Origin of the sequence: Methanobacterium alkalithermotolerans (assembly GCF_018141185.1) — an archaeon.
Lineage (GTDB): Archaea > Methanobacteriota > Methanobacteria > Methanobacteriales > Methanobacteriaceae > Methanobacterium_F > Methanobacterium_F alkalithermotolerans.
Window position 1 is genome coordinate 216588 of sequence record NZ_CP058560.1, and the last position, 23468, is coordinate 240055.

Consider the following 23468-nt stretch of genomic DNA (forward strand, 5'->3'; position numbering starts at 1 on the left):
GATAGTTGATCCTGCCAAAAAATATTAAACATTATTCATAATAAAAATCTTTGCAAATTACCCGACCATTATGATCAAAAATAAGACCTTCTGCTTCCAGTAGTGCCCGTTTCATATCCTCGCCACCTTGAAAACCTCCCAGATATCCATCAAAACGAATAGCTCTATGACAGGGGATAATAACAGGAAAGGGGTTACGGGCCAGGGCATTTCCTATGGCCCGGGCACCCTTATCTTTCCCAAGATAAGAAGCCAGGGTCTTATAGCTGGTAATTCTACCCCGGGGGATATTATATTCAGCTTCTAAAACACTTCTCTGGAAAGGAGTGCAACTTTCCAAATCCACCCTATCTAGTGAGAACAAAATATCCTCCCCCCTTAAAAAAGATTTTATTTTAGAGGAAACCTCATCAATTTCAGGACAACTACCTCTTTTAATATCCCTGTACAATTTACTTACCCTTATCCCGGCACTTTCCTGAGGATGGGATAAGATTATTAGATTAATAAGTGGTTCATATTTTTTTAAGGACCAGATGATTGCTACCGGGCCAAAAGGAGTGGATTTGATGAGTTTTAATTTAATGTTTTCCATATAATCAATTATAATTTATGTTGTTTCCCCTTAAAAAAGGATTAAAAAAAATGGAGATTATTTTATAAAATAACTGCTGCTTCAGGTGATTAATAAATTCCTAAAAGTTTATATAGCATCTGCAAGGTATCTTTAGGTGTAGTAGAACTAATAAATAAATTATTACTTTAGTATATGATTACAGGTGGTGTATATTTTTGAGTAAAGATACTTCTGTTCTTCTGGATGAAAAAAGACTTTTTAAACCAGATTATCATCTGGTGGAAGAGGCTCATATAAAAAATTGGGAGGCTGAACTGGAGAAGGGTAAGGATATTGAAAAGTACTGGGAAGAAAAAGCCCATCAATTTGAATGGTTTAAGAAATGGGATAAGGTCCTGGATGAGAGTAAAAAACCATTCTACCAGTGGTTTGTCAATGGTAAAATCAATCTATGCTACAATGCTGTTGACCGCTGGATAAACACTGATAAAAGAAACCAGGTGGCCATCCTCTATACCAATGAAAGAGGAGAAGAAATAAAACTTACCTATTATGAGTTATATCGAGAAGTAAATAAGATGGCCAGTGCCCTGAAAAATCTGGGCATTAAAAAAGGAGATACGGTATCCATGTACCTGCCCATGTGCCCGGAGCTGTTAATCTCCATGCTGGGTTGTACCCGTATCGGGGCCTTGCACAGTGTGGTCTACTCCGGGTTAAGTGTGGGAGGTTTAGTAGAGCGTATAAACGATTCAAAGGCCAAGGTACTCCTCACCGCTGATGGAACCTACCGCCGGGGAAAAATTATTGATCTAAAGAAAATAGCAGATGAAGCCCTCCTGCAGTGTCCCACCATAGAAACAGTAGTATTAGTACGTCACACTGGAAACCCCATAAAAATATCCGAATTAAGCGGAAGGGAAATCCTCTACACCACTCTCCTGGAAGGAGAAAATGAACTTTGCCCGGTAGAGGAAATGGACGCTGAAGACCCCTTATTCATCCTTTACACCTCTGGTAGTACAGGTAAACCTAAAGGGGTGCTGCACACTACAGGGGGCTACATGGTAGGTGTGGCCACCACCCTTCAAAATGTCTTCGATATTCATAACGGGGATTTGTGGTGGTGTACCGGAGATATTGGATGGATTACCGGCCACAGCTATTTAATATACGGGCCCCTCCTTTTAGGTACAACCACCCTGGTATATGAGGGTGCCCCTGATTATCCGGACCCCGGGGCCTGGTGGAAAATCGTGGAAAAATACGGGGTGACCAAATTATACACCGCCCCTACGGCCATACGTCACCTGATGAGATATGGTAATAAATATCCCCAACTCTATGATTTATCCTCTCTTAAAATACTGGGAAGTGTGGGAGAACCCATCAATCCCGAGGCATGGATGTGGTTTTATAAAAATGTGGGAAAAGAGAAAATACCCATCATGGATACCTGGTGGCAAACTGAAACCGGTATGCATATGATTGCTCCCCTGCCAGTATCCCCCTTAAAACCAGGTAGCCCTACCCGGGCCTTACCTGGTATTGAGATGGATGTGGTGGATGAAAAGGGCCAGAGAGTGCCTCCAGGTAAAGGAGGATATCTGGTGATTAAAAAACCATGGCCGGCCATGCTACGTACCCTTTATAAGGAGGAAGAGCGTTATGAGGATACTTACTGGAAGCAGATACCAGGCGGAGTTTATATGGCTGGAGATATGGCCCGGATAGATGAAGATGGATATATCTGGATTCAGGGAAGATCAGATGACGTACTTAAAATCGCCGGGCACCGTATAGGGACTTCCGAGGTGGAATCAGCCTTTGTATCACATCCCTTAGTGGTGGAAGCAGCAGTAATTGGAAAATCAGACCCTATCAAGGGACAGGTCATTAAATCCTTTTTAATACTAAAAGAAGGCCACAAACTGAATACCGCCCTTATTGAGGATTTACAAAAACATGTACGTTATGAAATGGGACCGGTGGCCGTACTGGGGGAGATGGTCCAGGTTAATAAATTACCTAAAACCCGGAGTGGTAAGATAATGCGACGTATACTCCGGGCACAGGAAGAAGGAAAGGATTTAGGAGATACTTCCACTTTAGAAGATTAAAAAAAAAAATATTAAATAAAAGTATTTATTTTCTCCAACCTTTATTTTCATTTTAAGATTAGCATGGAAAAAGTATATAAAGCTCTATTAAAAAAGATAAGAAGAACTAAGTAATGGCGAAAAATATCAAATACTATTTTATATCTTCGTCCTTAATGATTCAGGAAGGATTAAAAAAGACCTTCCCTATTTATGTGCCCTTCTGGGCGAGAATATACTTTAAAATTATTAAATTAAGAGTTGAATACCATGGCAAAAGTTAAAGGAACTAAAAAAAGAACTAGACAAAAAACAGGTTACAGAAAGGCTGGAAATAAAAGAGGAAGAGGAGTTAAACACTCTAAAAAATAATTAATTTAAGGGCTTAATATTCTTAAATTATTTATTATATTTTTATAAATTAATAATTACTTAAAATCATTACTTATTTTTAGATTACTATTTTTTTTATATCTTAATTACAGGGCATCTTTATATTATTTCAAAATTATAGATTAATCCAGAAAGTAATGGAGAAAGCCCCATGCCAGAATTTAATTTAAATGAGAGTAAATGTAATAGTTGTGGAACCTGCAGCTCCCTTTGCCCCACAGGGAGTATTCAAATGAATCAATATCCCCACCAATCACCGGATAGTTCCTGTATAAGTTGCGGGCACTGTGAAGCCGGATGCGAGGGAGGTGCATTGCAGATTAATAACCCTAATCTGGAACCACCCTTAACCAATATCAGTTCTAAAATAAGCCCGGAAGAGCTGGGAGCTTATATGAGAAACCGCAGATCAATACGTAACTATAAAAATAAACTGGTTTCTCCAGATACCATAAAAGAAGTAATGGATATTGTCCGTTATGCCCCCACGGGAATGAATAGTCAACCAGTCAAATGGGTTATTTTAGAAAACCCTTCTAAAGTTAAAGAACTCTCCAGCATATGTATTGATTGGATGAAAAAAGAGGTGGAAAATGATTCTCCCCTATCCCAATATGTACCTATGGAGTCCCTGATTACGGTATGGAATACCGGGATAGATCCTATATTAAGAGGAGCCCCTCATGTTTTCATAGCAACTGCAAGTGATTCATCAGCAACAGTGGATGGAATTATAGCTTTAAGTCATTTAGAATTAGCCCTACCCGCATTTGGCCTGGGAGCCTGCTGGGCAGGATACCTTAAAATGGCAGCTACTGGTTATGAAAAGGTAAATGAATTTTTAAATCTAAAAGATGATTCATTTATTGGAGCTTTAATGGTGGGATACCCGGAGAGTAAATATTTCAGAATACCAAAAAGGAATAAGGTAGATATTAGATTTTTGGATTAATGATTTAAGAGTTAATCCCCAATAATCCCTACCTACATAAACCTGAATAGAGTTAATCCCCAATAATCCCTACCTACATAAACCTGAATAGAGTTAATCCCCCAATAATCCCTACCTAAAGTTAATCCCCAATAAAACCGGGATTATAATCTACTCTAATTTTTTTATCCATCCCCATCTATTAAAATTCTTTTTTTTATGATTCATCCCCGCCGTGATGAGTTTTTGCCCATTTCCTATCTTTACGAGTAACCATGTGGAAAAATGCAGCAAAAAAGAGAGGTATGAGGTAGAGGCAGTAAGCCCAGTACTCCACTGCCCGTATTAGTCCGGTTAAAAATGATTCATTATCCCGGTAAACTCCCAGTATTACCCCGGGGAAAAATGCAGCCATGGACAGTAAACCAATTGCTACCGGTGCCTCCATGAAGAAGGTTAAAACTCCTCCCAGGTTTAAAATGGCCACCACATATCCCAGCATCACAAAGGCTATGAATAATAAAAAGAAGAGGTACTGGATAGAATCTATTTTTTTATATAATGGTATTTTAGCATCTATAATGGGTGCCAGGTAAATGAATAATGTTTCCAGGTTACCGGTAGCCCACCTGACCCTCTGACGGAAAAAAGGCTTCCAGTAAGGAACAGCTTCCTGGAATACATGGGCTTTTCCACAGTACCGGATTTTATATCCCTTGATCATTAACTTTATACTCATATTGAGGTCTTCAGTTACCGCAAATCCATCCCAGCCCCCAATTTCTTCTATGGCTTTCCGGGTGGTAATCTGGCCATTTCCTCCCAGAAAACCATTTTTACCCATGATATCCCGGGACCTTAAAATAATATTACCAAATATGGAAAATTCCACTTCCTGCATCCTGGTTAAGAGGTTTCTATCAGCATTATACATCCTGACCCGGGCCTGCACCCCGGCCACTTTTTCCTCATTAAGATAGGGAATTATTTTAGATAAAAAATCAGATCCCACCCGGGCATCTGCATCAAAAACTGCTATAACATCTCCTTCTGCCATACGGATACCATCATTTAATACATATCCCTTTCCATTTCCAGAGCGAGGTGGTTTGCGGGTGATAATACGCAGACAATCCACTTCTTTTTTCAGATTATCCAGTATTTCGCCGGTTTTATCTGTGGAACCATCATTGATAACCAGTACCTCGAAATTCTTTTCTCCCTTATGATAATAATTCATGAGGGATAGTGATCTGACACATTTTTCAATGGTCATCTCCTCATTATGGGCCGGTATGATTATGCTTACCCGGGGAGGTTGGCTAAAGGGTACTGCCGGTGCGGGTTTTTTAAAGCTCAAGAATACCAGGAACATATTATAACAGGCGGGTATAAATAAAAGATACATTAACCAGGTCATACTCCTACTTACCATACCATAGATGGCCAGGGAACATATAACCGCAGTTACAAAGAAAACTCCTGTTTTTTCCATTTTCAATTCATCTTCTTTGGTATGGATGGTTTCTTCCATTTTCTCCTTTTTCTTTTTATCTGTCTTTGATTTTTCCAAAGCAACTTCAATGGCACTGTGGAGTTCATCAGATTTAAATGGTTTTATCAGGTAGCCATAAGGGGATGTTTCAAGTATTTTTTCCATGGTTTTTTCATCAGCATAGGCGGTGAGAAAAATAACCGGTATATCCTCCGGGGCAATTTTATGGGCTACCTGCACACCATCCATATCTCCTTGAAGCATTAAATCCATTAAAATTAAATCAGGCTGGTGTAATTTGATTTTTTCCAGGGCCTTATCTCCAGAGGCCACCATATCCACTACCTGATACCCCATATCCTGTAATTTATCTTCCAGATCCATGGCCGTGATGAATTCATCTTCCACAATGAGTATACGGGGTGGTGGTGCAGGGAGATTTTGTTTATCTCGACTTTTTAATGCTTCCTCTTCACTACGGGTGATTCCATCATACATTTCCTGGATATCAGCTTGATGCTTTTTAAGGGCGGTTTCTATGGTAAGCTGCAGACTCTTAATATCAAATGGTTTTACCAGATAACCATAGGGTGCGCTTTTTTTGGCTTTTTTTAAGGTTTTATCATCTGAATAAGCACTGATAAATACCACCGGGATGGATAAAGAAGAAATCTTTTGGGCAGCTTCAGTTCCATCCATCTTCCCCTTTAAAGATATGTCCATTAAAACTAAATCCGGCCGATACTCTGCTGAGAATTTTATTGCTTCTGTGCCAGTTGCAACCAGATTTACAACTTCATAGCCTAATTTAACTAGTTTCTCATTGATATCAAGAGCAGTGATAGCTTCATCTTCTACCACCAGTATACTGGCTTTTACCATTCATACACCCCAGTTTATAAATTAAAATAGTATTAACTTGCTTACATGAAGATTAAATTGTTATATTATGTCTATTTAATCCAGCTGTAATAAATATTCCGAGAATATTTAAAATTAAAGTTTCCGGGGGTAGTAGAATAGGCCAAAATAACCGGGAGTAAAAAACTAATTTATGGATTAGAATATTGTAATATTATATAATCAAAATAAAGGAAGAATTTTTTAGTAAAATGATGGAAATAAAATTTTAAATAGTCTAATTCCCTATTAACCTTATAAAAGTAGTTTAAAGGATTATATAATAAAAAATAGTTACTTAAAACTTATAAAATCAATCAGAATAGTTATAAAAAATAAAAAGTAATTAAAAAATTAAGTATGATAAGTTGAATAATTATAAAAAAATAATAAATTCTTAGAAAATTCAAAAATTACTTTGATTTTCCAGAAAGATATTTAATCTATTTATTCAATTATTTCAGCAAAAGCGAATTTTTGGCGGACTGCGTTAACTTTTATTTTAACTTCGTCTCCAACACCGGCTCCAGAAACAAATACCACAAATCCTTCGATTTTTGCGATACCGTCGCCGTCTCTACCTAAATCTTCTATCTTAACATCAAATTCGTCACCCACATTAATTGGGGAGTCGTTTCCTCTTCTATCGTAGTCATTTCCAAACAAAACATCACGTCCTAAAGTCAAAAATTAATTGAAAACCTGGTTTCCAAAATTTATGACCATCTAATGCACACGGCATCATAAAATTTATTCAAAACAAGATAAAAAAATATCTTAAATCAAATTACCTATGACCCTATTTAATGTACATCAATTAAACTTAGCTTTCATAATATATAAAGGCATTGATTAAAAAGTTAAATAAACCTCTGAAAACATATAAAATCAAGTATATTTAATTAATAAATTATAATGTTCATAAAAAAAGGTTCATTTAATTCTAAATTAATAAATTAATTGTTACCTTAAAAAAAGTGTATTTAACTCTAAATAATAGATTATACTATTCCAAATTAAAGGAGATGAATGATGATCAAACTCAGTAAAAAGATGGAAGATTTTTTCCTCATATTCATAAGAGGGCTATTCATGGGCACCGCAGATATCATGCCCGGTGTTTCTGGAGGAACCATAGCCCTTATTACAGGTATCTACGAAAGACTGGTGCATTCCATAAGTAAAATAAATTTTAAATTTATTAAACCTTTCCTGAAGGGAGATATGTCTCTTAGCTGGAAAATATTAAAAGAAGAAGTTGATTTCTCCTTATTTATTCCATTGGGATTGGGTATCGGATTGGCCATAATATCCATGGCCCAGGTAATGTCCTTTATGCTGGAAAATTACACGGCATTTACCTATGCCTTTTTTTCCGGGTTAATTCTGGCCTCCGCCTATATTGTTTATAAAGAAATTGATGGCATATGTGTAAAAGGATTCATTTCACTACTTGCTGGATTAATTGGGGCCTTCCTTTTTGTAGGCCTTAACCCCATACAGGCTAACCATTCTCTACCAATTATCTTCTTATCAGGTTTACTGGCCATATGTGCCATGATACTGCCCGGTATATCCGGTGCATTTGTGTTATTACTCCTGAATCAATATGAATACATGCTTAATGCTTTAAATAACGTTTCCTTACCGGATATTTTTGCCTTTGGTGCTGGTGCCGCCCTGGGTATCGTGGTATTTTCCCGGGTACTGGACTATCTTTTAAGAAACTACGAATCATTTACCATGGCCTTTCTGGTGGGATTGATGTTAGGAACCCTGCGCTTACCCTACCAAAAATTAGAAATAACCGATTCAGGATCTCTTCTTCCTCTTTTAATAATAGGCCTAGTTGGTTTTGGATTGGTAATGGTTCTAGAAAAAAAATTCCGCTATATTGATTATTAATTCCCTTATTTATTTTTTAGTAAAAAGAGACTCAGATTGCCTTGAATCCAGGGTTAAGAATATTTAAATGAGAAATATCATTAAAACCATAGGGAGGTTGCCTAATAAATGAGTTTTAGAATGGAAAAATACAATCCCCAAAAGCATGATCCCCAAAAAGTGGCGGAAATCATATATGCTGCTGATGTGGAATTAAATTCTTATGTATTAGGAGAAAAAAAAGAAGCAGTACAGACTATAATTAAATTGCTGGAGATGGGCAATAATTATTTTGCATCCCCCTATCTGGAGTGTGCCCTCTATCAGGATAAATTGGTGGGTATAGTGGTAAGTTCCACAGTTAAAGACAAGCTCAAGCTGGATAGATCGTCTGGTATGGCCTTTTTAAAAGCCTTTGGTTTATGGACATTTTTAAAGAGATTCCCTACCATGATAAAAATGGATAAGATAGTAAATTCCAATCTAGATGATGATGGATTTTTCATCCACTTCCTCTCCGTGGATTTACCCTATCAAAACCAGGGCATTGGTACTAAAATAATAGAAAATATCCTTAAAAAACATGAAAAATTGTATGTGGATGTAAATATCAATAATATGCAGGGTAAAAACTTTTATGAAAAAATGGGTTTTAAGGTCCAGTCTAAAAATTTGATTAAAATAAAAAATAAGGAGATAGGGACTTATTCCCTGAGGACTAAAGAATAATAAAATTAAAGCTATTTAAAGCTTTCAGAGGGTTTTATTCCACTTCAGACTCCAGATTCATTACAATTTCCTTTAATTTTTTAATTTTTTCTTCATCTGCTTCCCAGTATCCCCTGCTTTGGGTTTCCATTAATAACTCCCCCATTTTTATGGTGGCATAGGGATTATTTTCCTGTAATTTTTTTCGCATTTCTTCATCAAAAATTAATTTATCAGCCACATTGTCATAGACCCAGTTATCTACTTTTTTGGTGGTGGCAGAGAACCCTAATAAATGTTCCACGTTGTCTTTTATTTTCTTGGTTCCATGGAAGTCATGGTTTAACATACCCTCCAACCATTTTGGATTAAGTAACCTGGTCCGGGTGGCACGATTTATAGTATGAGATAGGTCTTCCACATAAATTTCTTCCTCAGTGGAATCTGAAACCATGATCTCTGCTTTTTCACCCCGGAACTCCTCCACCGTCCGGGATAAACCTCCTAAAAATTCATAATAATGGTCCAGATCAGTAACCTCATACTCCACATTATCCCTTTCCTGGGTTACCAGATCTACCCGTCCCAATTTACGAGTTAAACCTGATTTATCCGGTTTAATTTTCCCGGGAAGGTACGCATAGGACATACTGTGGGAGTAACTTTCCACCAGCTCCTGCTCTTCTTCCCAGCTACTATTTTCCACCAGGTTAGGTAGTGAAGTGGCATATTCAGAGGGGGAAGGACCATAAATTCGGGCCAGGGCCATTTCATCTTCATCTTCTTCCAGAAAATGCCCTCGCAGGTAATTGAATTCAGGGTCTTCCTCTAAGGAGGCCACCTGTTTTATGGCCCGGTTAATTAAATCAATATGAGTTCCCAGAGTATCCCGGAATATGCCACAAATATTAATGGTAACATCAATCCGGGGACGTCCCAGCTCTTTTAGAGGTATAATTTCTAATTTCTTGATCCAGGCACCCTTTTGATGTTTTATTTTAACCCCCATTAAATGGAGTATGGTGGAAATGGTATCACCACCTGTTTTCAGGGTCTCAAAACCCCACAAAACCAGACCCACACTGCGGGGATAACTGCCGTGTTTTTTAAAGTAAGAATCAATAAGCATCTCAGCGGTGGCCTTGCCCCGGGTATCAGCAGCTACAGTAGGTATCTGTCTGGGATCAAAGGCATACATTGATTTACCAGTAGGATACACTTCCGGGTCCCTTACCGGATCTCCACCCCGGGCAGGTATAATATAAGAACCCTCCAGAGCTTTCAGGAGAGCTTCACTTTCCTGACTAAATTCCATCTGGGAAGCTATATCCTGGACATAAGAAGAGTATCCTTCTTCCAGATTAATTTCCTTTTTATCCAGTATTTCACCGATGATTTTCCGGGCCTCTTCTTCTATTTCCTCTCCGGCGGAGGTGTCCTTAATATTTTCCCAGATTAGATTTTTTTGGCGGGAAAGAAGCTTCAACACCGAAGGGTATTCCCGGTCAATACGTAACACCCCCAAAAGGTAATCCACCATATCCTTTTTTGGTGGAGTTTTATCCAGTATATGCAGCCCCATAGGAATCAGTCTTCTTTTCATCCGGTATAATTCCTGGCTGATGGAATCCACATCATTCTCTAAATTCAAATCTTCTGCCTTTTCCATAATCAGCTGAAGGGTTAATTCCTGAGGTGATTCACGGTACTGGCTTAAAAGATCCTCCAGTAAAAGATAGTCCTCATATATTTGAGAACTTTTCATGGGAGGGGAGGCATGGGAAACACAAAGTGCATAGGATCTCCTTTTAGCTATGGTGGACTCCGAGGTATTGCCCACCCAGTAATAGTAGATATTAGGTAAATTACCAATTAATATATCCGGGTAACATCGGGAGGACATTCCCACTTCTTTACCGGGTGTAAATTCCAGGGTGCCGTGCATACCAAAATGCAGTACGGCATCGGCCTGGAATACCTTTTCCAAATAATAATAAAAGGCCAGATACTGATGATGGGGAGGCAATTCTTTATCATGATAAGCATTTTCCGGGTCTTCATGCACCCCCCGGGTGGGCTGTACTCCTAAAAAGATGTTTCCCAGTTCCACCCCGGGAATAAGAAAGTAATCACCCTCCACCATTAAATCCCCTGGTACTTCACCCCAGGAACTTATAACCTCCTTTTGAATTTCCAGAGGTAGATTCTGGAACCATTCCCTATAATCATCCACCGGTATCTGTATACCTCTTTTAGAACTATATTGGGGACTGTTAAGAATACCTTCCTCCAGGAAAAGGTCTTTAAGGTTAGATGGAGGTATCTCTATATGATAATTCCTATTTTTTAGTTTTTTCAGGAAAATTTCCAGGCTTTTAAATACATCCAGATAACCAGAACTGGCCAGGTTTTCTTCTCCAGGCGGATAATTATAGGTTAAAAGGGCCACTTTTTTTGAGGAGTTCTTCTTGTTTTTTAGTTTAATCCAGTTAATTATACGCCGGGCAAGTTTATCTATCCTTTCTTCAATGACCGATACCACCTTTATGGTACCCATTTCCTCTTCCTGGAGTGTCTCCAAAGCAGAAGTAAATACCGGTTCAATACCTCCATCTAACTCAGGTAAGGTCACCCCTAGAATAATCTCCATGGGATTGAGAGTTTCCTCCCTCTTTGACCATTTCTCTATATCAGTTTCATAGCCCCGCAGGGATATCAAATAAGGAATATTATTTTTATGGAAAAACTCGTGGGTGGGAGCAGGATCTCCCCCCATGGGGCCTCCATTTAGCTGGAAGTACTGTAAATTAACAAAAAGATCTATATCAGATAGGTAATCATTTAATACCTGCAGGTTGTGCTCCACCTGGGAAAATGCTATAATCAGATTACATTCATCCCTTAATTTTTCATACAAGGCCTCTGCCATAGGCCGGGTATCATCAAAATGCATCCCCCCGTAAAATAGAACTCCTATGGTGGGTTGATCCATATTGAAAAGTGATGCCTTTTTATAATCATCTAAATCCGTATAGATTCCTCTGTAAGGAAGATATAAACCATATTCAGGCATTTCCTGGGGAGGTTCCACCTTTTTTATTTGGTCCATATCTGCATATTCTCTTAAGAGAAATAGTAGCATATTTTTCAAGTTCTCTGCATCATTCTGGCCATAATATTCCCGGATTTTAAACCAGTTTTTTATATCCCTTCTTAAATCATCACCAGCACAGTCCAGGATTTTTTGTAACTTATTACTCCTTACCATGGACTCCAGATCCAGGGAATTCTCCTGAAATCTTGTACTTAGAGTTTGTAGAGATAAGTTACCCAGGCGGGTTAAGTTCATAATAAGAGGGTTTCCCCAGACCAGAGTTACCACTGTTTTAGGTTTATTATCCAATACCTGGATTAATTCTCTTCCAATACGTTCATCACCCCGGATATCAACAAGTATGATATCTGACATTCCGATATCTTCTTTTAAAGAATCTAAAGATACCTGGGGGTCTTCATAATCTTCTAAATAAATTTTTTTAAGAAAAATAAGGTTACCATATTCTCTTTTAATTTTATCCAGGGCATCTCTCAGGGAAAGTGTATTGGTAATGGTGGTAATGGCCAGTACTTTTATCATTTCAAAAAACCTCTTTAAAGATCAATCATTAATTATCCTATTAACCATAAAATCATCATTTAGTTTATTTATATTTAAAATCGTCATCCACTTTTTCTATTTAATGGATAAGGACTGGTAACCTTCAAAGCAAGTATCCAGTTTATCCTGACTTAGAATATCCCCGGTGGGCCCTTCCTGGATTATTTTTCCCTGGGATAAAATAATGACCCTCTGGGTGGTCTGCTGCAAGAACTCCAGATCATGGGAGATAATCATAATCCCCATATTACGTTTTTTTAGTCTTTTAATCTCATAAACCAGTCTTTGCATATGATAGTAATCCATACCTGTGGTGGGTTCATCCATAATCAGTAGATGGGGTTCCCGAACCAGAAATGCAGAAATCAGGGTTCTTTGTTTTTCTCCCCCACTAAGGGAATGGGGATGGCGTTTTTGCAGTTTTTCCAGGTTCATGGATTTTAAAACCGGGCCAATATTAAGTTGTGCTCCTGGAACTTCCTCTAAACCAAAATTCAATTCATTATAAACTGAATCCATGAATAGCTGATGATCCGGGTTCTGGAATACCATACCCACTTTAAAGGTAGAATCTTCCCTTTCCCAGTTCAGGGTTCCTTTTAGTGGTTTTAATATACCAGAGAGCACTTTAGCCAGAGTGGTTTTACCGGATCCATTGGAACCTACCAGTCCCACCACTTCTCCCGGATATATCTGCAGATTAATATCCTGAATGGAAAAACCATTATCATAACTATAAGAAAGTCGGGAAATATCTAAAACAGGATTCTGTTTTACAATCTGATATTCTGGAGCCTGGTAGTTTTCATCCAGCACCCGGGGATTGCGAATACCATAGGACTCCCGGGTGTGAGCATCATAGAGGATTTCTGGTTCATCATCTTTTATGATCTTACCCTTATCCATGATAAGCACCCTATCGGCCAGGGGCAGGGCATGGTGGGTACGGTGATCAATAAGTATTATGGTTTTTTTCTGATTTTTCAATCGTTTTAATATTTCAAATAATTTGTAGGCCCCTGGTGGATCCAGGTTAGAGGTGGGTTCATCCATTACCAGAATCTCTGGTTGGAGTGAAAGATTGGCCGCCACAGCAATCCGTTGTTTTTGACCTTCTGATAAATTGAAAACATTCATATCCCTATTTTCCAGCATATCCACTGAATTTAAGGCCTCATCCACATTTTTAGATATTTTATTACTTTCCCATCCTAAATTTTCCGGCCCAAAAGCCACTTCATCTTCCACCTTGACCGTGAAAAACTGGGACTCTGGATTTTGAAAAATGAATCCTAAATTTTGAGCTAGATCACTTACTGAGTTTTCCCTGGTATTTTTATCTAAAACCTGGATTATTCCATCTATTTCACCCCCTAAAATTTGAGGTAGGGTTCCATTAAGACAGCGGGCCAGGGTGGATTTACCACAACCACTCTTACCAGTTAAAAATACAAACTCACCCCTTTTAATGGTTAAATTTATGTTTTTAAGGGCAAAATTTTCCTGATGAGGGTATTTGAAATTTAGATTGGTAATTTGCAGGGCAGGGTTAGTCATGAATATCAACTTAGTATGCTTTAATTTTTAATAGGTATCAATATCAGCTATATTTTAATTCAATATTAACTGGTTAGAAAGGAAAAACAGGGTTATTATCCAGATAAAAGACTAAACCCATGGTTATTATCATAATTCCTAAAAATAGAACATCGTTTTTTCCTATAGTTAATTTTTTAAGGCTGCTACGTGATTTATTACTTTTAAAAGCTCTGGATTCAGCGGCTATGGCTATTTCATCCGATAGTTTAATACTACGAATTATGAGGGGAATGATTATCCCACGATAAATCATGGATGGTCTTCGGATATAGTCCCATTTACTCAAATGAATCCCTCTTAATTTAAGGGATTGGAATATTGATTCTGCTTCCCGGGCCAGGGTGGGTATATAGCGCAGGGTTATGCCCAGGGTGAAGGTGATGGAAGTGGGTATCCTCATCTGCTGCAGTGACTGGGCAAATCTTTGGGGTGGGGTGGTAAAGGCAAATAATAAACCGGCACAGATGATAATAAAAAATCGGGCCAAAAAGGGACTGAAATATTCCAGAGCATAATTAATATCCCGGGTTATAATAGCAGTAAGGGATATGGCTGCTGCTGCAAATATTAAAAAAAATCCCAACAAGGCAGATACCCTTTTTAAGGTTTTAGAAAAAGTCAGTAAAATGATAAGTCCTGCTCCTATACTTAAAAGAAGGAATATGTTGTTAATTATGGTACACATCAGGGTAATGGCCACCACCAGTATCAGTTTAGTCCGGGGATCCAACCGGTGAATCAGGGAATAGTCTGAGTCAAAATCTCCCATAAAAGGTGAAAAGATGGTGGATAGTAGGTTTATTCCATCGCCCCCGCTTTTTTAAGTTCCACTGATATCCGGTACCCAATAAATCCTCCCCCGGCACCCAGTAAAGCTACTATAACTGCCGATACAATAATAATCATGGGGCTGAGGATATTGGTTGAAAAACCCAGGATGAAGGGAAAAGTTAAGATAACCAGGGTTTCCATAAATTTACCCACACCACATGCTCCTAAGAGTGAATTTCGGCTTCCATATTCTCCAAAGAATATTTTTGTGAATCCATCGGCAGCTATTCCCCCCAGTAGTGTGGCTGGAAGTAAGGGTAAAAATGCAGGTAAGATGAATCCACAGATGATACCATTTATTAATCCTATAATGGTGAAAGTTCCAATCTTTTTTACTTTAGAAAGACCAATGGCAATAACTATGGATACAAAAAAGGCAGATACAATTGATTTTAAAGGATCAATAGGTGTAAGGGCAGATATCCCCAGAATTGTTATGGTTTGCACGATATACATTAAAGCTATGATTATTCCAATAAAAGAAAGGTCTCTTGTGGTGAATCTTCCAGTTGAATTTTTATTCATATTATTTCCTCCAGATAGAAGCAGGGTGACAGGAAGCAATCTGCCACTTCCTCCAGGATGCCCATACTTCGGTTTTTGGTTTCAGCATTGACAAATACCATATTAATGTTTTTATTAAATTGTGAGAGCTTTCTCAGGTCCTCTTCCAGGTTGGATTCCATGAAGACATTACATCGACCATCAGAAATCACCACCAGGGTAGGTGTAACATTTTTTTCATCCTGGAGTATTTCCAGAGCCTGGTAAATAGCAGGAGTTAAGGGAGTCTTACCTCCGGTAGGTAGTTTTTCCAGGGCCTCTTCAATACGCTGTACATCCCGGGTGGGTGCTGATAATAGTTGTGCTTCATCACCCCGGAAGGCCATGAGGGCTATCTTATTTTTCTTTTCATATGATTCCTTGAGGAGTAACCAGGAAAGGGATTTGGCCAGTCTTATTTTTTTCTCCAATCCCATGGATGATGATGAATCCAGTAGAATCAAATAAAGGGCATCACCCCGGGAAACCCTGACCTTTTCCATTAAGTGTTCTGGTAGAACCTCCAGTTTGCCATTTTCTCTTATGGCTTTTTTAATGGTGGCATCAATGGCCACACTGGTAGGCTTTGAGTTTTCCCGGGCTTTAATGTATTTACCCCTATCTCCCACTACCGGAGAGTTACTTTTTCCTTGAATGGCGCTGAAGGCTTTTTTTTGGTTAATATCTTTTTTTATCCTTTTTTTCTTCTCGAAATCGAAAATTTCTTCTTTTTGGTGATTTTGCTGCTGGATAATCTGCTCCAGGGTTTTAAGATTTAGTTCCTCTTCTTTTTCGAAAGGCAGTTGCTTCATCCGGTGTTTAAGGGCCATTATAGCTGCTTCTTTCACATCTTCAGCTGTGACATCCTTTCTACCATCCAGGGCCGCCAGTGCCCGGGATGTTTTTTCCATAACAATATCTGCCCGATGGGTCTTAATTCCCAGCCCCGTGGTTATATCCACGATCATCTCCAGCATATCTTCTGAAATCTTAACCAAGGGCAATTGCTCTTTGGCCTGGATAATTTGCTCTTCTAGTTTTTTTTGCTTTTTAAGGAACCTATTTTCAAATAACCAGGGGTCTGTATCAAATTCTCGGCGATACTCCATGATTTTAAGGCGTTCTTTTTTGGTATTGAGAGCCTGGATATCAACACTCAGACCAAAACGATCCATGATTTGAGGTCTTAGCTCTCCTTCTTCCGGGTTCATGGTTCCCACCAGTATGAAGCGGGATGGGTGGTAGATGGATATTCCTTCCCTTTCCACGATATTTACCCCCATGGCTGCTGAATCCAGTAAAACATTAACCAGGTGTTCATCCAGCAGGTTAACTTCATCAATGTAGAGTATGTTACGATTAGCCCGTGCAAGAATACCCGGTTCTAATGCTTTATTACCCTCTTCCAAGACTTTTTTAATATTTATACTGCCAATTACCATGTCTTCTGTGGCCGATATGGGTAAATCAATAATTTCCATGGGTTTTTTCTGTGAAGGGAGTTTTCCATTTTTTTTGTGTTTTTCCTGACAATCAGGACACATCAATTTTAATTCCCGGGGATGGCAGTTAAAGGGGCATTCCGAGACTACTTCCAGGGAAGGTAAAAGATGAGATAGAGATCTAACAGCAGTAGACTTTCCAGTACCTTTATCTCCTTTGATGAGAACTCCCCCAATACCCGGATCAACTGCATTAATAAGTAACGCTTTTTTAAACGAATCCTGCCCCACCAGGGCTGTAAAGGGGAATATTACAAATTTGTGATGCATCGATTATCACCTTTTTTACCTGAACTAATGCTAAGCAACTTTAATCACTGTTTTTCTAATTTGAAGTAAATTTAAAGTAATACTCTATATAATATTTTCTCCATCTCAATTATTATTACAAATCAAATGAAACATGCTTCCACAGTAATAATGATTCAAAAAATTAATACTTTCAGTACGTTAATATATAAAAGAGTTAATAATAGGGCAGTAAAATACCACTTTAATAGATAGTTATCTAATGAATTACTGCTTCGTAGCAGTAAGGAGTGGTAAATTAATAATACTTTTTTTATTTTACACCGGTAGATTATAATAAGATTAGTTCTATCTCTTTTTAGTCAAATTAAAAATTAGTAAAAAAAATCTGAATTTAAATGGATATTAGTTAACCTTCAAAAAATCATCCAAACGTTTTAAGGCATTTAATCTGATTTTAGAATCTAATTTACTATTGTCCAGTGCATCCTGCAGAGTCTGGATGGAATTATCATAAGTTTTTTTATCTACTGGGTAGGGAAAACCATCCTTGCCTCCGTGGGTGAAACTGTATTTGACTGGATCTTCCCAGCTGGCTGGTTCTCCATATATCAAATCAGAAATAAGAGCCAGGGCCCTTATTTTTTTAGGTCCCATACCCTTTAACATTATCAATTCTTCATAATTTTCCGGCTGAATTTGCCAGGCTTTTTCCAGAACCTCAAAGTCCTTGCTGCTAAGGTCCATATCCAGAACAGGATGATGGGCAGGCATATCCAGTTTTTTTGGAGGAATAGTAAAATCTGTTAGCAGTGATTGGGAATTTTTATTCTTAAAATATTTTTGCAGATGGCGGGGTCCATCACAGATTAAATCCACACTTATATCCCGGGTGTTTTTACTAAATTTAGAGGTCATATCCAGGGTTTCTGATTCTTTTTGGTCGCAGGATATGGCACTGTGAGGTTCTTCCAGGTAATCCTCCACCAAAGACCCCAGCCAGTGATAGCGACGGGCATAATTATTCTTCTGGTTCATTCCCTGTTGTACCACCGCCCAGTTACCATTTTCATTTAAAAAAAAGCTGTGTTGATATAACTGGTAGCCATCCTGTATACAGGAGTTATCAATTTTAGCAGTTAATTTACTGGATAAAATGAGTTTTTCACCCTGGTAACTGTTTATGGTGAAAACATCCAGGGCTTCTTCTATCTCCTGAGGAGTCTTTCGGGAGTGCTTACCCTTACCCCCCAGTACCAGAACTCCCTGATTTCCTCCAAGAAGAGCAGATTTTAAAGCAGCGCAGGTAGTGGTGGTGGTACCAGAGGAGTGCCAGTCAAAACCAAGAACGCAGGATAGTGCCTGAAAATAAAAGGGGTTGGAAATGCGATTTAAAAATTCATCCGTCCCATATTCTTCAATGGTGGCCTGGCTAATAACCCCGGCCAGTTTAATCATACGGGTAAATAGCCAGGAAGGGGGATGGCCCCCATGTAATGGTAAATGGGCGATTCCTTTTTTTTGCATCTGAATCATTTATAAATTAAAAGAAAATATACAGCTGGGAGATCCAGAGGCAATAGTGGACCGGCGATTAATCTCCCCTTCCAGATTGGTCCATTTAAAACTGCGGTTAATCATGGACTGGCAATTTAAACAGAATATGGGGTTTTTACAGGATTCATCTATCCAGGGGCAGTTGTCAAATTCTATAAAAAAGCTGGTGGTTTCAGATTTTAATCCTATTCTGATACCTAAATCAGAAAAAACCGAGGTAATCCAATCCACATATGCTTCAAAGATTTCTTCTGCAGAGTCATAATCAATACTATTATCGGAAAGTGCTTTATCAAAACCCGGTCTCATATCTAATTCCATTCTATCTGCAAATACATTGGCCAGTAATTTGCGCATTTCAGTTTCATCCGGAGTGGTTGATCCCGGCATGGCCCGTAGAATGAAATCATAAAAGTCGGCTAGAATCCTTTTTTTCAATATTTCATTTTGTTTTTTAGAAGAAGCATGTTTATATATTGCCATTTCGATATTAGCATTAATTTCACTTGATTTGAAAGGTTTTATTATGTATCCATAGGGTTCTGTTACCTTGGCCCGGGAAAGCATCTCTTCATCAGCATAGGCAGTCAGATATATCACCGGTATATCCTGCTTTTTTCTTATTATCTGGGTGGCCTCAATACCATCGATTTCACCTTTTAACACAATATCCATTAAAATAATTTCAGGATGATTTTCTCGGGCAGATTTTATTGCATCTTCCCCGGTGGCCACCATATCCACCACACTATGGCCTAAATTTTGAAGCTTATGTTTAATACCCATGGCCACAATACTCTCATCTTCCACCACTAATACTCTTGCACCCATTAATTACACTCCTATAATATTTTTTATGGAAATTCAATTATAATCAGGATAATTAGTCAATTTAATATAGGTAACCGCTTATATTCTCTTTTTATATTTAAGTTCTTTAAACAGTATCCGGTAACTGGAAGGTCTTTCAATCTCCAGTTTGCCATCGATTTGATTAACCAGGTTATTTACTATCTGTAAACCCAGGGTATCAGTTTTTCGAATATCCAGATTCTGAGGAAGACCAATACCATCGTCAAATATCTCCAGAGAGTAATTACCATCACTTAGCTTGTGTAAAGAAACATTAATTTTTCCCTCACCCTCAGGGAAGGCATATTTCAGGGAATTGGAAACCAGTTCATTTATAATAAAACCACAGGGTATGGCGGTATCTATCCCCATGGAAACATCATCCACATCAAGTACCGGTTCAATCAGTTCTTTATCAGTCCCATAGGAAAAAAAGAGGTCACTTACCAATGTTTGCACATAATCCGGTAAATTTATCCGGGATATCTCCTGGGACTGGTACAATTTTTCATGTATTAAGGCCATGGATTGTATACGGTTCTGGCTCTCTTTATATAAATCAATGACTTTCTGGTCTTTAATTTGAGCAGACTGCAAAGTTAAGAGTGTGGATATGATTTGTAGGTTATTTTTCACCCGGTGGTGGATTTCCCTTAAAAGGAGTTCTTTTTCCTTTAATGACCTTTTAATTTTATTTTCTGCAATCTTTCTATCGGTGATATCCATAAATGATATCAAACCCTGATTGGTGCCAGGTATCATATCAAAATTTGCAAAGAAATTTTTTTTCTCACCATCTTTATTTACCAGGCTAACCTCGTAGTTTTTAGGTATGGCTGATGAATTAAGGCGTAAAATACGGTGATAGCCTTCCATCCTTTCAATATCTTCTGGTGCCACAAAATCAAGCCAGCTGAGCTTACACTCAACTTCTTTTTGACTGTATCCTGAAAATTTTAAAAATTCACTATTCACCAGAGATATGGTCATATCTTTTTCAAAAATTAAAGTTAGAGTACCGGTATTTTCAAATATGGCCCGGTATTTGCTTTCAGAATCTTTTAGTGCTTTTTCTGCTTTTTTTTGCCGGGTGATATCCCTTCCCACACCTACAATGGATATCACTTTACCCTCCTTATCCAGAACAGCTTTGTTGGCCCAGGAAATACATCGTGTTCCATCTTTGGTGAAGATTTCCTGTTCAATTAAACCAGAATATGGAGCTTTGCACAGGCGTTCTAAGAAGTTCTGCATTATATGACGATTATTATGAGGAAGTAGATTTAGAAAATTCTCTCCCAGGAGATCCTCTTCTTTTTGGGAGAAGATTTCACAAAATGATTTGCTTATAAATAATAGCCTTCCCTCCAAGTCCAGTTTTATTATAAGATCGGTCTGGTTTTCCACCAGTAACCGGTATTCTTCTTCCCTTTTTTTTAAAGCTTTTTCGGCAATTTGCCTTTCCCTTTGTTCTTCAGATTCTTTTAATGCCCTTATAACTGAGTGAGGAAGTTTAGATAGATTATTTTTCAGTACATAATCTGTAGCACCTTCTTTAAGCATTTCTACAGCGAAATCCTCCCCAATTTTACCACTTACAAAAATAAAAGGGATGTGAGGTGATTTCTCCAGGGTGATTTTCAATGCAGATAAACCATCAAAATGGGGTAGAGAATGGTCCGCCAGTATAATATCCGGTTTAAAAACAAAAAGAGCATTTAAAAAATCATTTTCTGTATCCACAATGAGGGGAATGTAATTTAATCCTTCCTTTTTTAGTTCCCTCTCCACCAGTTCAGCATCTAAAGGAACGTCCTCTAGAATTAAAACCTTTATTTTATCTTTCATTTACAGCCTCATATTTCCCCAAATAATGATCTATCAGTTCTTATACAGCAGGAGGGTTGTTTATGAGCATCCAGTAAAGTCCCAGGGTGGATACAGCATCTATGAATTCATCAAATTCTACAGGTTTACTGACATAGCTATTGACTCCCAGTTCATAGCTTTCCACAATATCCCGGTCTTCCTGGGAGGAGGTCAATACCACTACCGGTATTTTACGGGTGTTTTCCTGGGCTTTAATTTTTTGTAAGACCTCCAGTCCATCTACCTTGGGCATTCTCAAATCCAGTAAAATCAATTTAGGTAAGTCTTCTGGATTTCTATGGGAATAATCCCCTTGAGCAAAAATGAAGTCCAGGGCTTCTGCTCCATCTTTAACCCAGGCCACCTGGTTTGCCAGATTTTTTCTCTTTAGCGCCCGCATGGTTAATTCCGCATCAGTGGGATTATCTTCCACCAGTAATATTTCCACTTCATCAAAACCCATTAAATCACCTTTTTTAGTTTATTTTGATATCATACTAATTATTTATAATAAAGTGAGTATTAATTTATTTTTATTATCTAATATTTATCACTTCATTTTTGTTTGGAGAAAATATGTCAGTCCCTTCGATTATTTTAAAGTATTATAATTTTTTTTAAAATATTCTTCCATCCCGGCATTATTCATTTTCATGTGGCAGGGTAAAAAATATGGTGGCTCCTTCATCAACTGCTCCTTCACCCCATACTCTTCCATGGTGACGTTTAATTACTCTCTGTACAATGGATAGGCCTACTCCTGTGCCTTCAAATTCTTCCGGGCTATGTAATCTCTGGAATAGTCCAAATAATTTATTTATATACTTCATATTAAAACCAGCCCCATTATCCTTAACAAAATAGGTGGTTTCCTTTTTACCCTCTTCAAAACCCACTATTATTTCGGCAGGATTTTTATTACGGGTGAATTTAATAGCATTGCCAATAAGGTTGCTGAATACCTGATATAAAAGTGCCCGGTCACCATAGGCAGGAGGAAGATCTTCTACTATGAAATTTATTTTTCTGCCCTCGGTCTGGTTATCAAATTCTCTATAAACAGATTCTACCAGGCTTTTTATGTCCACATCCCCCTCTTTCATTTCCTGTCTACCAGCACGGGATAAAAGGAGAATATCATCAATTAACTGGCCCATCTTTTTTGTATTTTCCCGTATGATATTTAAAAGCCGTATTCCCTCTTCATCAAGGGTTTCCTCATAGTCTTCAACCATTATTCTTGAAAATCCATCTATGGCTCTTAAAGGCACTCTTAAATCATGGGATACTGAATAAGCAAAAGATTCCAGTTCCTGGTTGGCATCTTCTAATTTTTCTGCCTGTTCTTTTAGCTGTTCATTTAAGCTGCTCAGGCTTCTTACCTTTTCTATCCTCTCAGATAGTAGAGCCACCATAACCACAATCAGCATAAGGGAAATCAAACGGAAAAGACTATCAGAAATATCATATCCTAAAGTACTGGATAAAGGCTGGAGTATGATTAATATAATGGCCACTGCAATAGGTATAACTATTAAAAACCTCTTACGAGACCCAGACATACCCATTACCAGGGGAAAAGTTAAAAAAGCAGAATAAGACTCTCCAGGATTAAGAAAATAAGAAAAATCAAGGGGATTATAAAAATTAAAAACCATAAGCCCCAAACCAAATAAAATAATAGCGAAACTACCCCTAAAGACAGGGGAATGATGGTAATTAGAAATCATAACTATAGTATATCTTTTTAATTAATAATAATTTACTATAAGTTCTTTAAATAGGGTATTATATGAGAAAAAGAGCAGGCGGGTTTATATA

General features: G+C 38.0%; 17 protein-coding genes. 4 read left to right on the forward strand and 13 right to left on the reverse strand.

The annotated features are described in order from the left end of the window. Nucleotides 1-31: 31 nt before the first annotated feature. Nucleotides 32-595 (reverse strand): methylated-DNA--[protein]-cysteine S-methyltransferase, encoded by a 564-nt coding sequence (locus tag HYG87_RS01070; RefSeq protein WP_211533396.1) that lies wholly within the window; start codon nucleotides 593-595, stop codon nucleotides 32-34. A 197-nt stretch (nucleotides 596-792) separates the two neighbouring features. On the opposite strand from HYG87_RS01070, the gene acs reads away from it, so the two are divergent. Both acs and HYG87_RS01080 read left to right on the forward strand, forming a co-directional pair. Continuing rightward, nucleotides 793-2697 (forward strand): acetate--CoA ligase, encoded by a 1905-nt coding sequence (gene acs / locus HYG87_RS01075; RefSeq protein WP_211533397.1) that lies wholly within the window; start codon nucleotides 793-795, stop codon nucleotides 2695-2697. A gap of 523 nt (nucleotides 2698-3220) precedes the next feature. Next, nucleotides 3221-4021 carry a nitroreductase family protein gene (locus HYG87_RS01080; protein ID WP_211533398.1) on the forward strand — a complete coding sequence of 267 codons (801 nt, stop codon included), beginning with the start codon at nucleotides 3221-3223 and terminating at the stop codon, nucleotides 4019-4021. Between the two features lie 196 nt (nucleotides 4022-4217). Here the strand turns inward: HYG87_RS01080 and HYG87_RS01085 are convergent, their stop codons facing one another. Further along, the gene (locus HYG87_RS01085) at nucleotides 4218-6377 is read right to left on the reverse strand and encodes a response regulator (RefSeq protein ID WP_211533399.1); all 2160 of its coding nucleotides are present in this window, start codon (nucleotides 6375-6377) and stop codon (nucleotides 4218-4220) included. A gap of 465 nt (nucleotides 6378-6842) precedes the next feature. Next, nucleotides 6843-7061, reverse strand: coding sequence for a TRAM domain-containing protein (locus HYG87_RS01090; protein ID WP_211533400.1), 219 nt, complete (start codon nucleotides 7059-7061; stop codon nucleotides 6843-6845). A gap of 426 nt (nucleotides 7062-7487) precedes the next feature. On the opposite strand from HYG87_RS01090, the gene HYG87_RS01095 reads away from it, so the two are divergent. Further along, nucleotides 7488-8300: a DUF368 domain-containing protein gene (locus tag HYG87_RS01095; RefSeq protein ID WP_211534177.1), complete on the forward strand. Its 813-nt coding sequence runs from the start codon at nucleotides 7488-7490 to the stop codon at nucleotides 8298-8300. A 108-nt stretch (nucleotides 8301-8408) separates the two neighbouring features. Next, a complete protein-coding gene (locus HYG87_RS01100) occupies nucleotides 8409-9008 on the forward strand; it encodes a GNAT family N-acetyltransferase (protein ID WP_211533401.1) in 600 nt (199 codons plus the stop codon). A 34-nt stretch (nucleotides 9009-9042) separates the two neighbouring features. Here HYG87_RS01100 and bchH read toward each other — a convergent pair whose 3' ends face one another. From bchH to HYG87_RS01150, 10 genes are all read right to left on the reverse strand, one after another. Then, the gene (gene bchH, locus HYG87_RS01105; protein ID WP_211533402.1) at nucleotides 9043-12624 is read right to left on the reverse strand and encodes a magnesium chelatase subunit H; all 3582 of its coding nucleotides are present in this window, start codon (nucleotides 12622-12624) and stop codon (nucleotides 9043-9045) included. Nucleotides 12625-12720: 96 nt separating this feature from the next. Further along, entirely contained in the window at nucleotides 12721-14202 is a 1482-nt protein-coding gene (locus HYG87_RS01110) for an ABC transporter ATP-binding protein (RefSeq protein WP_211533403.1), read from the reverse strand. A 73-nt stretch (nucleotides 14203-14275) separates the two neighbouring features. Further along, nucleotides 14276-15013, reverse strand: coding sequence for an energy-coupling factor transporter transmembrane component T family protein (locus HYG87_RS01115; protein WP_211533404.1), 738 nt, complete (start codon nucleotides 15011-15013; stop codon nucleotides 14276-14278). 29 nt (nucleotides 15014-15042) lie between these two features. Then, on the reverse strand, nucleotides 15043-15600 hold the full coding sequence (locus tag HYG87_RS01120; protein ID WP_211533405.1) for an MptD family putative ECF transporter S component: 558 nt from the start codon (nucleotides 15598-15600) through the stop codon (nucleotides 15043-15045). After that, nucleotides 15597-17390 carry a magnesium chelatase subunit D family protein gene (locus HYG87_RS01125; protein WP_211533406.1) on the reverse strand — a complete coding sequence of 598 codons (1794 nt, stop codon included), beginning with the start codon at nucleotides 17388-17390 and terminating at the stop codon, nucleotides 15597-15599. The genes HYG87_RS01120 and HYG87_RS01125 overlap by 4 nt, the downstream gene beginning before the upstream one ends. Nucleotides 17391-17774: 384 nt before the next feature. Beyond that, a complete protein-coding gene (locus HYG87_RS01130; RefSeq protein ID WP_211533407.1) occupies nucleotides 17775-18896 on the reverse strand; it encodes a DUF763 domain-containing protein in 1122 nt (373 codons plus the stop codon). Between the two features lie 9 nt (nucleotides 18897-18905). Beyond that, nucleotides 18906-19757: a methanogen output domain 1-containing protein gene (locus tag HYG87_RS01135; RefSeq protein ID WP_211533408.1), complete on the reverse strand. Its 852-nt coding sequence runs from the start codon at nucleotides 19755-19757 to the stop codon at nucleotides 18906-18908. A gap of 78 nt (nucleotides 19758-19835) precedes the next feature. Next, nucleotides 19836-21626, reverse strand: coding sequence for a response regulator (locus tag HYG87_RS01140; protein ID WP_211533409.1), 1791 nt, complete (start codon nucleotides 21624-21626; stop codon nucleotides 19836-19838). A 40-nt stretch (nucleotides 21627-21666) separates the two neighbouring features. Next, nucleotides 21667-22110: a response regulator gene (locus tag HYG87_RS01145; RefSeq protein ID WP_211533410.1), complete on the reverse strand. Its 444-nt coding sequence runs from the start codon at nucleotides 22108-22110 to the stop codon at nucleotides 21667-21669. A 178-nt stretch (nucleotides 22111-22288) separates the two neighbouring features. After that, on the reverse strand, nucleotides 22289-23305 hold the full coding sequence (locus tag HYG87_RS01150; protein ID WP_249164866.1) for a sensor histidine kinase: 1017 nt from the start codon (nucleotides 23303-23305) through the stop codon (nucleotides 22289-22291). Nucleotides 23306-23468 lie beyond the last annotated feature (163 nt).